Source organism: Streptomyces sp. NPDC016845, from assembly GCF_044332585.1.
Lineage (GTDB): Bacteria > Actinomycetota > Actinomycetes > Streptomycetales > Streptomycetaceae > Streptomyces.
Map to the genome: position 1 here is coordinate 1 of NZ_JBIRPI010000057.1, position 10,693 is coordinate 10,693.

General features: G+C 67.8%; 11 protein-coding genes and 2 pseudogenes. 6 read left to right on the forward strand and 7 right to left on the reverse strand.

Annotated features, from left to right (window positions below):
• Positions 1-211 precede the first annotated feature (211 nt).
• Positions 212-397, forward strand: a complete 186-nt coding sequence (locus ACH4RC_RS42100; RefSeq protein WP_398210364.1) for a hypothetical protein — start codon at positions 212-214, stop codon at positions 395-397.
• A gap of 443 nt (positions 398-840) precedes the next feature.
• Here the strand turns inward: ACH4RC_RS42100 and ACH4RC_RS42105 are convergent, their stop codons facing one another.
• The 3 genes from ACH4RC_RS42105 to ACH4RC_RS42115 all read right to left on the reverse strand — a co-directional run bounded on the left by ACH4RC_RS42105 (position 841) and on the right by ACH4RC_RS42115 (position 1,703).
• Entirely contained in the window at positions 841-1,038 is a 198-nt protein-coding gene (locus tag ACH4RC_RS42105) for a hypothetical protein (RefSeq protein WP_398210367.1), read from the reverse strand.
• Positions 1,039-1,146: 108 nt separating this feature from the next.
• On the reverse strand, positions 1,147-1,335 hold the full coding sequence (locus tag ACH4RC_RS42110; protein ID WP_398210370.1) for a hypothetical protein: 189 nt from the start codon (positions 1,333-1,335) through the stop codon (positions 1,147-1,149).
• A 56-nt stretch (positions 1,336-1,391) separates the two neighbouring features.
• Positions 1,392-1,703: a hypothetical protein gene (locus ACH4RC_RS42115; RefSeq protein WP_398210371.1), complete on the reverse strand. Its 312-nt coding sequence runs from the start codon at positions 1,701-1,703 to the stop codon at positions 1,392-1,394.
• A gap of 160 nt (positions 1,704-1,863) precedes the next feature.
• On the opposite strand from ACH4RC_RS42115, the pseudogene ACH4RC_RS42120 reads away from it, so the two are divergent.
• The 3 genes and pseudogenes from ACH4RC_RS42120 to ACH4RC_RS42130 all read left to right on the forward strand — a co-directional run.
• Positions 1,864-2,031: pseudogene (locus ACH4RC_RS42120) on the forward strand (ISKra4 family transposase); the annotation flags it as partial.
• A 778-nt stretch (positions 2,032-2,809) separates the two neighbouring features.
• On the forward strand, positions 2,810-3,721 hold the full coding sequence (locus tag ACH4RC_RS42125; protein ID WP_398210374.1) for a hypothetical protein: 912 nt from the start codon (positions 2,810-2,812) through the stop codon (positions 3,719-3,721).
• Positions 3,722-3,862: 141 nt separating this feature from the next.
• Complete coding sequence (locus ACH4RC_RS42130; protein WP_398210377.1) at positions 3,863-4,279, forward strand: hypothetical protein; 417 nt, start codon at positions 3,863-3,865, stop codon at positions 4,277-4,279.
• A gap of 665 nt (positions 4,280-4,944) precedes the next feature.
• On the opposite strand, the gene ACH4RC_RS42135 is transcribed toward ACH4RC_RS42130, so the two are convergent.
• The 3 genes from ACH4RC_RS42135 to ACH4RC_RS42145 all read right to left on the reverse strand — a co-directional run bounded on the left by ACH4RC_RS42135 (position 4,945) and on the right by ACH4RC_RS42145 (position 7,931).
• Positions 4,945-5,691 (reverse strand): alpha/beta fold hydrolase, encoded by a 747-nt coding sequence (locus ACH4RC_RS42135; RefSeq protein WP_398210379.1) that lies wholly within the window; start codon positions 5,689-5,691, stop codon positions 4,945-4,947.
• Positions 5,692-6,257: 566 nt separating this feature from the next.
• Positions 6,258-6,383 carry a hypothetical protein gene (locus ACH4RC_RS42140; RefSeq protein ID WP_398210382.1) on the reverse strand — a complete coding sequence of 42 codons (126 nt, stop codon included), beginning with the start codon at positions 6,381-6,383 and terminating at the stop codon, positions 6,258-6,260.
• Between the two features lie 249 nt (positions 6,384-6,632).
• Entirely contained in the window at positions 6,633-7,931 is a 1,299-nt protein-coding gene (locus tag ACH4RC_RS42145; RefSeq protein WP_398210388.1) for an IS256 family transposase, read from the reverse strand.
• 99 nt (positions 7,932-8,030) lie between these two features.
• On the opposite strand from ACH4RC_RS42145, the pseudogene ACH4RC_RS42150 reads away from it, so the two are divergent.
• Positions 8,031-8,204: pseudogene (locus ACH4RC_RS42150) on the forward strand (IS5/IS1182 family transposase); the annotation flags it as partial.
• 148 nt (positions 8,205-8,352) lie between these two features.
• On the opposite strand, the gene ACH4RC_RS42155 reads toward ACH4RC_RS42150, so the two are convergent.
• Positions 8,353-9,519, reverse strand: a complete 1,167-nt coding sequence (locus ACH4RC_RS42155; protein WP_398210384.1) for a serine hydrolase domain-containing protein — start codon at positions 9,517-9,519, stop codon at positions 8,353-8,355.
• A gap of 86 nt (positions 9,520-9,605) precedes the next feature.
• Between ACH4RC_RS42155 and ACH4RC_RS42160 the strand changes: the two genes are divergently transcribed.
• A complete protein-coding gene (locus ACH4RC_RS42160; protein ID WP_398210385.1) occupies positions 9,606-10,238 on the forward strand; it encodes a TetR/AcrR family transcriptional regulator in 633 nt (210 codons plus the stop codon).
• The last annotated feature ends 455 nt before the right edge of the window (positions 10,239-10,693 follow it).

A 10,693-nucleotide genomic window follows, 5' to 3' on the forward strand; every position in this document is an offset into this window, starting at 1 on the left:
CGTGCTACAGCAATCTCGTCCGGAGTCACACACTCTCAACGCCACACCGCGCTGAAAGGACACGCACCACAACAACCGACCTGACCAAGCCCTACGTGTCGTCACGCCGGGAAACTCGCCGACTGCCTGTCCGGCAACCGTCGCCGGCTGCCCGACAGGCAGTGAACGCTGTCTCGTCAACAGAGCCCGCTGCACATTGGAGAGACCCCCGTTGATTTCCAAGACTCGCGTACTTCTGGGCATGCTGGTGCTCCTGGCACTGGCCCTCGGCGTCATCGTCCTGCTCGCGGCAATGGAGGCCGCTCCCACCTGGTTCACCATCGTTCCCCTCGCCATTCTCACCATCGGCGCGTTGAGCGCCCACTCGCTCGGATGGTTCAACAAGAAGGTCAGCTGACTGGCCTGGCGAACCAGTTCGTGGGAGGCGCCGGCCTGCACCGCGAGGACCAAACGGTCGCGGCCGGTGCCGGTGCTGTCAGTGGTTGCGGAGCGGCGGGTAGGGCGCACGGCACAGCCGCGTCGAGAGCGGCGTGTCCCTCGCGCAGCAACACCTCTCCGCCGCCGTTCACCACCAGCCACTGACCCTCGACAACCAAGATCAGCCGTTGACTGGACACATCCGCTGGTGGCGGGCAGCGCCAGGGCGCCGTCGACGTCGAGGCGTAGCTCGAAGCGCTCATCGCAGGGCGCGGCGGGTTCAGGCATGTAGAGCACCTGGCCGTGCACGGACTGGTTCAGGGCCGTCTCGTGCTGCTGTGCGCCGTGCTCGTCCAGGGCGAGGACCTGGCAGGCGGGGCTGGTGGCGCCCCGCGGTGCACCGTGCCCGGCGCCGACCCCGACTCACAGCAGCATCGTGCCGGGCAGGTGCAGGTGCAGGTCCACGTCGGCGAAGGACAGGGTGGTGCCGTCCTCGGACAGGCTGCCCGGACAGCGGGTGAGATGCCCGGAGACATCCTGCACGGTCAGCTGGTAGTCGGCGAGGGCCGCAGTGCCGAACTGCAGGCCGCGCCCTTCGGGCAGTGCCGCCCTCACTGACACCGGCCCCAGTGCCGTGTGGCCGGAGACCCGCACCGCCGGGTTCCCTGCCGCGCCGCCCTGGACGAGGTGCAGTCCGGCGGCCTCGCCCGGGGTGAGGGTGAACTCGGTTCACTGCAGCACCGCTTGTCCGTCCGCAGCGGCGATGTAGGCAGTGCCTTTGCCGGTGAGCGCGACGCCGCTGATCTGCTCAAGTCCCTGTGCCACGACCTTCTTCCGGCCGCTTTGCAGATTCACCGCGTACAGCTTGCCGTCGTAACCGGAGGCAACGTACGCGGTGCCCTTGCCATCCAGCGCCACGCCGCGCGCAGTGCGGAGCCCCGAAGCAACCTCGACGGACGCACCCGTGGCCAGGTTTACCTCACGCAGCTTTCCCTCGGTGTGGTCGGTGACGTAGGCAGGACCGTGACCGTCCAGGGCCTGTGGACGTGGCTGCCCAGCCCGGTCGCGGCCGCCGTCTTCCGCCCCGTCGCCAGGTCCACTTTCCACAGCTTCTCCTCACGGGGGTCGGTGCTGTCGGCGTAGCCGTGGCCGTCCAGTGCCACGCCGGTGGTGTCGCCCAGCCCCGTGGCAACTTCGGACGTCTTGCCCGTGGCCAGGTCGACGTTCAGCAGACGGCCGCTGTTGCCGTCCGCCACGAAGGCACGGCCGGCCCCGTCCAGGGCCACCCCGTATCCATTGGTCAGTTGGCTGGCGACACGGCGGCAGCTTGCGGATGGACAGTCGAGCGGATCTGACCTGGCCGCCGAGGACCGCGTCGGCGTCGACAAGGCATGCCAATACTTCGACCGCAACGCCGACTTCGTCCACTACGAGAAGGCCCTGGCCTCCGGCTGGCCGATTGCCAGCGGCGTCATCGAGGGCGCAGCCCGCCACCTGATAGCGGACAGGCTGGATATCACGGGCAGCAGATGGAGCGTTCCCGGCGCCGAAGCCGTCCTCCTCCTTCGCGCCGTCCGAGCGAACGGAGACATGCCCCATTACTGGGACTTCCACCTGCACGCCGACCCCTGGTACAAGGACCTCTCCGCCCGCCACGACACCGCGGTCATCATGGCCACGGAGTACCTCAGGACCCAGCACCCGAACGACGACTTCGACAACGAAGTCCGCATCATCGCCGGCTCGGCCAAGAACAACGGCGAATACGACTGGGCGGACATCGTCCACTGGGGCAAGGACCAGGTAGAGGTCTGGGAGGTCAAGCAAGCCGGCGGGGAGGCCGAACGCAAAGGGCCCGCGCAACTCGCACGCTATGTGAAGCAGTTGCAGAAGATGCTCGACGCATCCGGCGACGGCCGTCAGGTGGTCGCCGGCGCCGACATCGTCCCAGAGCTCGGCCCGACACCCAGCATCGGCAATCCGGCCGAGAAGATTACGGCGCGCTCGACGAGTGGCGGCATCATCACCTACACCGTCCACCGCGACGACGGCGGCCCCCGCTTCCCGACACCCCGCCCCTCACCCTCCGCCAGTCCCACACCCATCGAGGAGGGAGGCAAGCGGCCGCACGGGGTGCGCACCCGCCCGCTGTACCAGCCGCGCCCAGGACTGGCCCCACAAGCAACACCCGGGACCGGGACCGGAAGCCCCCAAGTGGACGGCGACGTTGTGACGGGGGTGGGCGTCCTCGCCGGTCTTGGCGCCTTCCTGGGCGGCGCCGGGAAGGTTCTGGGGCAGGGGCCGGCGTGCGTGCTCGGCGGCGCCTGTAACTGACACCGTAAGCCCGTAGGGTGTTAAGCATGGGAACGATCACTGGAGGGGAGAGGGCGCCTTGAACGTAAGGACGCATGAAATTCGTTGCGAGCTCAATTTCGAAGTGCGTCCGGACGGAACGCACACAGTTCACGTCGAGCAGTGGGTGCAGAGCGCGCTCTCCCTCTTTCCCAAGACGATGCAGCACATTCTCTCGGGCCCCGGACTGGACCCAGCCGGCATCAGGGGCGGGGTCTGCGGCGAGCCGGGCTCAGCATGGGGCTTCTTTCAGGCCGACGTCCCGGGGGCGCGGGGAACCCGTTCCGTCGCGCGCGTGGTCAGTGCGACGAACCAGCAATGGCTCGCTGAAACCATCAGGAAGGGCGCGCCCCTCGTCGATGTGGGACTGAACATCCTTGACACCCACGGAATGCCAGGGAAGCGGTTGTGCCGGATCACCGCTGAACGGCTGGAGGAGTCCGACTGGTTCAGCCTCAGCCTGCAGGTCCCCTCGGACGTCTTCCTCCCCGATCAGGACGCCTATTTGGATTTCGTCCGCTCTGTCGCCGAGGTGTGTAATCCGTCGTTCGGAACGATCTCCTATGCATATAGTCTGGGCGCAACCGCTTCTGAATCCAGGCTCGGTCCGCCCTGGCCGTCTCCTGACGAAACCATCCCAGCAAGCCGCGCCTGCCTCCGTGGCTACGACTGGCTGACGATCTGTGCGACCGAGTTGGGTGACAAGGCAGGCGGCCTGCCCGTCCTGGAAGCCGGCGGTGCCTTCCACCGAAGCGAGCGACTGGAATCGGGTGGCTTCTGGCTGCTGGCGACACCCCGGCACGAGGAGTACGACGAAGAGGCGGCCAGGAAGGTGTGGCGCTCCCTGGCACCGTGCCTTAGGCCGGGTGTGCCAAAACAGATGGTGCCGCGGCTGGGCGAGCCACCGCTTCCGGTCATCTACGAAGACGCCCGCAGCGTTCTCGACTCCTGAAAGCGGACCACCGCTCCGGGGACGAAGATTCCTCGGGGCGGGACATGCGCGGACACGGAACCGCACGACATGAAAGGGCGCACCGTGGGGAACTCCGGTGGAACTCTGACGACCAGGTCTCTGAGCGGATTGCACGCCCTTATGCGTGAGGTCGGATTCAGCGACCTCGACGACAGCAAATCCCTCTTAAATGATTGGCAGTTGACGGGCTTCGCCCACGCCGACCAGCAGGCGCTGGAAAATTTCGTGCGGAGAACGGGGGCACCAGCGATCGCGGTGTCCTTCTTCGACAGCGACGTGGGCTTCATCGATGCCCTCACGCCGGACGGCACCAGATGGAAGGGCCTACTCAACCGCGAGACGGCGGAGGGCTACGGGATTCCGATGGAGCATTTCCCCGTGGAATCCTCCGTGGCCGGCGCACTGGCATGGGCGGTTGCCGCCGACCTGACACCCGACGAGGAGTTGGTCCAGCAGACGCTCACCGCGTCGGCCGTGTTCGCGGAAGACCTTGCCGATGAGCTCCTGGCCGCGCTGGGCATATCCGGCGCGCGGTAGTGAGTTGGAAGGCGATGTGAGAGGGACTGACAGGCGGTGTCAGTCGCGCTGGACGGGAAAGACCAGCCGGCGCCGTTGCAGGTGTGGCAGGCCGAGAGCCGCCACACGGCGAAGGGCGCCGTGCGCGTCGACTGGACGATCAATCCCGTAGGCTCAAGGGTGAAGGCCGGGGGATACTGTTCCCTCCGCGGACACACTCCTCCCGACGCACGGCCCCTGCGCAGTGTTTCGCAGGCGGGCGTGGTGATGGGAGAGGTGCGGCGCTTCGCGACCGGCGGTTGGGTCCGGATACGTCGATCGGATGGCGGTGCGTCGCCGGGCCACCGGTTTGGGTGCAGTCATCCTCGGCTGGGCAGCAAAGACCGTACGGCGGCAGGGAGTTAACGCTCTGCGGCTGGACTGTGTGCGGTCCAAGGACCAGTTGCGGTCCTACTACGAGGCTCGGGAGTCGTGCATCGTGGCGACGTGCCGGTGGACGGTTCCCGGGGCAGCGCGACATAGACGGTCCTATCACCTGGGTCAGCCGCTACGGGCTGGCCCTTGCTGAGGGCTGACCGCCACGTCAGTCCCGCACGCCGTCCGGTCGTATCGGCGACGCGGGCGCGCCGAACCGCCCAGCGTAGGGCGGTCGCCTGGTATACGGGCGGGTCATAGGGGTGGCAGGCTCAGGGGTTGTTGTTCTCGCTGGTGCGGAGGAAGGTGGCGAGCCGGTCGGTGAAGCCGGGCGCCGCGGCGACGTAGTGCCCGGCGCCCATATGGACAGTGCGCTCGCCGCCGAGCGTGGTCGCGAGCGCGTCGCAGATCCGCTCGTGCGCGGCCGCGTGGCCTCCCGAGGCGATGAGCACCGGGATGCGGGCGCGGCGGATGAGGCCGAGCCGTGGACGTCCCTGGCTGGGCAGGCGGGCGCCGTGCGCCCGGCGGACACCGGCGACCACCTGGTGGGGGAGCGGGCCGTCGTCGACGGAGGCGCCCGCCAAGTGCAGGAACTCGCGCAGGTCGGCGGGGTCGGTGTCCATGCCGTGGGTGAGGACCGTATCGCCGAGGTGCTCGAGTCGCGCCACGTCACCGTCGCCGGGGACGAGATAGGTGAGGGGCGGCTCGATCAGGGTGAGGGAGCGCACGCTGCCCGGCGCGGCCGCGGCCGCGAGCAGCGCTGCGAGGACGCCGTAGGAGTGGGCGACGAGGTGCGGACGGCCGGCGAGTAGCGGTGCCAGGTCCCGGGCGTCGACCTCGTAGTCCTGGCCAGCTTGCGGCGCCGGACTGGGCGGATAGCCGCGCCGGTGGACCTGCGCCAAGGTCCAGCGGTCGGCCAGCGCGGACAACGCGCCCCACGTCGTGCGCGGGCCGGCGCCGCCGTGCACGAGCAGGACCTCCGGCCCGGAGCCGGCGCGCACCACCACGACGTCGTCCATGAGGCGAGAGCATAACGGCACGCATCCGTCACCCACGGTTCATCCGGTACAGCTCCATGCGGGCAGCGTTCTACCGGCGGCAGCAGCGCTGAACGGTGCCTCTCAGCCCGCGCCATGAGACTTGCAAGGGCGTACTTACCGTGCCGGACGAGATTGGCACGTCACCGCTGTACGGGGCGGAGGAACCCTGTTCCTCCGCCCGGACAAGAGCCCGGCACAGGCGCCCCCTCGTAACGATGCCGGGATTCCGTTCTGAAGACCGATGGGCGGGCCGGGCCTGCGAACGCGCGGCATGCAGGGGCGGGAGGGCCTGACATTCGGGGGTACACCCGATGTCACGGCGCGGGGCGCACTGTCCCGGGTGGGCGGGTGCCGGTCCGGGCTGGACCACGACGCCCCCGGCCGCGGCCCCTGAGATGATGCCGGAGAGCTCTTCGATGTGATCCAAGGTGTGGTGCAGTCCTTCTCCCCGACTTCGCCGGGCTGGGGCGGGAGCGGAAACAGGCACGCACTTTCGCGTCAGGCGGCGAGGTGCTCTTCGAGGCTTGTCTGATCAGTGATCGCTCCTACTGCCGTACCACGATCATCTTCGTCGCCGCCTCTCCCACGCCCTTGTACGCCTCGCCCACCGAGGTACGGGAGTTGGGCCGCTCCCGCCTGCCCACACAGCGCGTCACCGTCGAGCGGGTCACGACCGCAGGAAGAGTGACCCGCCGATGGTGCGGCCGTACTGGAAGGTCGTGGAGTGTCATGACGGCGGGCACCCAGTCGCGATCGCCTGCGCACCTGCCGTATGCGACGGCTGCCCTCTCGCCCGACAGCGCGGCCGGTTGACCCAGGCCGGCGAATGCGCGCACCCGCACGATGGTCCAGCTTCTGAAAGTGACCGGCGCCATCCGTGTAGCGCCGCCTCGGTGACTGCCAGACGTGGGTCTGTAAAGCTAGCGGTGTAACTGGGGTTGCAGTGGCTGGAGTTGGCCTGCGGTGAGGCGGCCGTCGAAGGCCAGGTCGAAGGCGTTCATGGCACCCTTCCAGCGCATGGTCCAGCGTTTGCGGCCGGCGCCGGTCGGGTCGAGGCTCATGACGGCCATGTACACGCACTTGAGCGCGGCCTGCTCGGTCGGGAAATGTCCGCCGGCGCGGACGGCCTTGCGGATGCGGGCGTTGACGCTCTCGATGCTGTTCGTCGTGCACACAATGCGGCGTATTTCCGCATCGAACTGGAGGAACGGCGTGAACTCGGCCCAGCTGGTTTCCCAGAGGCGGACGATCGCCGGATACTTCTTGCCCCAGGTCTCGGCGAATTCCAGGAACCGTGTGGTGGCGGCGTCCTCGGTCGGCGCGGTGTAGATGGGCTTGAGCGCCTTCGCGATCTTGTCCCAGTCCTGACGAGCCGCGTAACGGAACGACGCCCTCAGAAGGTGAACTATACACGATTGCACCACAGTTCGCGGCCAGACCTCGCCGACCGCATCGGGCAGCCCCTTGAGCCCGTCGCAGACCAGCATGAGGACATCTTCGACACCCCTGTTCTTGAGCTCGGAGAGCACGCGAAGCCAGTGTTTCGCGCCTTCGCCGCCGTCGCCGGCCCACAGGCCGAGGATGTCGCGGTGGCCCTCGGCAGTGACTGCCAGGGCCACATAGACCGGCCTGTTCGCCACTTGGCCATCGCGAATCTTGACGTTGACAGCGTCAATGAAGACAACTGGGTAGACGCGGTCGAGCGGCCTGTTCTGCCATTCGGCCATGCCGTCCATCACCTTGTCGGTGATCGTGCTGATGGTCGTCCTGGACACGTCCGCGCCGTAGACCTCGGCCAGGTGCGCGGAGATCTCGCCGTGGGTCAGGCCCTTCGCGGACAGCGAGAGGATCATCTCGTCCACGCCGGTCAGCCGGCGCTGCCGCTTCTGGACGATGGCCGGCCCGAAGGAGCCCTCCCGGTCGCGGGGCACGTCGATCTCGACCGGCCCGATGTCCGTCAGCACCGTCTTGGACCGGGTGCCGTTACGGGAGCTGCCGCCGTCCTTGCCCGCCGGATCGTGCTTGTCATAGCCGAGATGGTCGGTGATCTCGCCCTCCAGGGCGGACTCCAGAACCGTCTTGGTCCGCTGTTGCAGCAGCCCGCCCTTGCCGGTCAGCTGCAGCCCCTTGCTCCGGGCCTGGTCGACGAGCTGGTCGATGAGCTTCTGCTCGACCGCCGCACTCTCCAGCGGCGGTTCCGCCTGGTCATCGGCGGTCACGGACTCGCTCACGGTGTCAGTCACTTGATGTCTCTTCCATGATCATCAATTACACCGGTGAGCGTACAGACCCCCCATGGGGCTGGGGCAGGTCGTGGCTCGGGGTTCGTCGTGCTGCCCCGCCGGTGGGTCGTCGAACGCAGCCTTGCGTGGATGATGCCCACACGCCGTCACGCGAGGGGCTACGAACGGCTCATCCAGCACTCCGAGACTCTGATCACCTGGGCCGCCATCACCCTCACGACCGAACGCCTGGCCCGGAAAGGCGCCACCCCCAGCCGGACACGAAGGCCCGTGCCCGCCTACTGAGCCCTACTCTTCCACGTCGCCCATGCGGACGCGCAGCTCGTGGATTCCCCGCCACAAGACCGCGCCGCAGCCCTGCGCGACGTCAGTCCTTACTATCTGGCGCCGATGGGATCTACCCAGGCCGTCCGCAGTAACCCTGCTGGAAGGCAGCCCAGAAGTCCTCGTCGATCCCGGTGTCGGCGAGCGAGTTCCAGTTGGTGTGGGCGACGAGTTGGTCGCGCCCGTCGCGGCTGTTGAGGGCGAAGGTCAGGTACCCGAGTGCGCTGCCGCCGTGGCCGTACGCGCGGCCGCAGCTGGTGGCGTAGACGTAGACACCCAGGCCGTAGGCGACAGTAGGTGGGGCGCTGCCGGTTGTGGGGACCGTGTCGGTGAGCATCCGGCGAAGCAGGCCTGGGGGCAGGAGACGTCCTTGCAGCAGGGCCCGGTAGAAGCGTGCGATGTCGGCCGCAGTCGTGACAAGGGCGCCCGACGCACCAGCCTCGGATGGACTGAACGCGGTGACGTCGAACCGGGTTGGGTTTGGCGCGTGCGGCAGCAGGAGCGAGACGTCCGCGTAGCCGTGTACATGGGCTCCGTCGATGTCGGTCTGTGCCAGCGGGTACGAGGTGTCGCGCAGCCCGAGGGGGGCCAAGACGCGGCGTTCGAGGTTGGTACGCAGGTCGCGGTCGGTGATCCGTTCGACGATCAGGTCGAGCAGCAGGTAGTTGGTGTTGGAGTACCGGAACCGGGTGCCGGGAGCTGGGAAGTACCGGGGCTGGGCGAGACCGATGCTGATCAGTTGGTCGCGGGGCCAGTACTGGTCGAGCCTGCGGAAGTGGGGAAGCAGCCCGTCGATGTAGTCGTAGAGCCCGCTCGTGTGATTGAGCAGCTGGCGGATGGTGATGGGCGCACCGGACAGTGCGTTGTCGGTGCGGATCTGGTCGGGCAGCAGGCTCTGCACGGTGTCGTCGAGCCGCAACCGGTGCTCGGCGACGAGTTGCAGGACGACCGTTGCGGTGAAGGTCTTGGTGACGCTTCCGGTGCGGAACTTCAGGTCCGGTGCCATCGGCGTGCCGGCGGAACGGTCGGCGGCGCCGGCCGCGCCGAAGCGGTCGTCCGAGCCACGCCGGGCGAGCAGGAAAGCGCCTGGGTTGGGGTTCGGGTCGGCCACCACCTGATCGGCCAGGGCCTGCAGGGCCGGGTCGCGGCGGCTGTCGGCCGTCTGCCCGTCACTGGCCTGGCCCGCGGTGGCCGTACCGGGTGGCAGCAGGAGAGCAAGAGCAAGTCCCCAGCGTAACAAGCGGGTTGATCGTCGTCGGAGCATCGCGAGGGCCCTCCCCGATAGCAATATAGACGTACGGTTATAGCACGCGATACCGTCCTCATGTGCCGAGAGTTGCCGACCATGACGCCCGACACGGGCAGATCACCGACGCCGTCCAACGCCTGATCGCGCGACACGGCCTCACCGCCGTCACCGTCGCGCGGACCGCCGCAGAAGCGGGCATGTCCGTCGGCCTGGTGCAGCACTACTTCACGGCAAAGGACGAGATGCTGCTGGCCACGTTCACCCGCGTCAATGGGCGTTTCGCCGCACGAGTGGACGAGCTGGTAAACCGAGGCGAGGCCGAGGGCCGCACCATCGCCGACATGCTGCGGCAGGCACTGGCCGAACTCATGCCGCTGGACGACGCCCGCCGCGCCGAGTTCCTGGTCCGACTCGCCTTCGCGGGCCAGGCCGCGCACAACGCCCGCCTGGCCGCCGTCCAGAGAGAGACGCTCGTGGGCATCCGCTCACGTGTCGCCCAGGCCATCAGAAATGGCAGGGTATGCGGCGAAGTCGCTCAGGGGATCGACGCGGCTGACCAGGCCCTACGGATCGTCGCGTTCACCGAAGGTCTCGCCCTGCACACGCACATCGACCCCGACGGCACACCGAAACCGGCGCTCCTCGCCGCGCTGGACGACCAACTCGGCCGCGTCTTCACCGGAACCTGCCGACACGCCCAGCTTGGTTAGAGATCCGCAAGGCGGCACCCTGGGACACCACGCCAGCATCAGGCCCAGCACTGCTCAGAGCCGGGGGATCAGAAATACGCACTGACTTGTTCTTTTCTTCCGGCCTCGAACGGTGTCTCGAACTGAGTTGCTCACCTGGGGATTCGCCGGACGCGGGGGCGGCCTTCGTCTGATCATGTGCTCCGACCAAGGTGCACTGACCAAGACGGAGGCCGTGAGGGTGAGTCTGCTGCCTGATGCCGTCCGGAGGGAAGCGTTCGCGGAAGCGTCACGCTTCCGGGGAGAGTTCTACGAGTGGACCTTCCCCTTGCTCATGGACACCTGGAGACTGGGACCTGAGGTTCCAGAGGCAGTAGCACAAGGTGGGAAGCAAGTACACGAAGCGGTACACCGCGGAGTTCAAGAGGGACGCGATCGCGCTCGTCGACTCCACGGGCAAGACGGTCACCGCCGTC

Excerpts from the sequence above, each read along its gene's own strand:
- ACH4RC_RS42130 (WP_398210377.1), top strand. The coding sequence starts at position 3,863 with ATGCGTGAGGTCGGATTCAGCGACCTCGACGACAGCAAATCCCTCTTA.
- ACH4RC_RS42135 (WP_398210379.1), bottom strand. The coding sequence starts at position 5,691 with ATGGACGACGTCGTGGTGGTGCGCGCCGGCTCCGGGCCGGAGGTCCTG.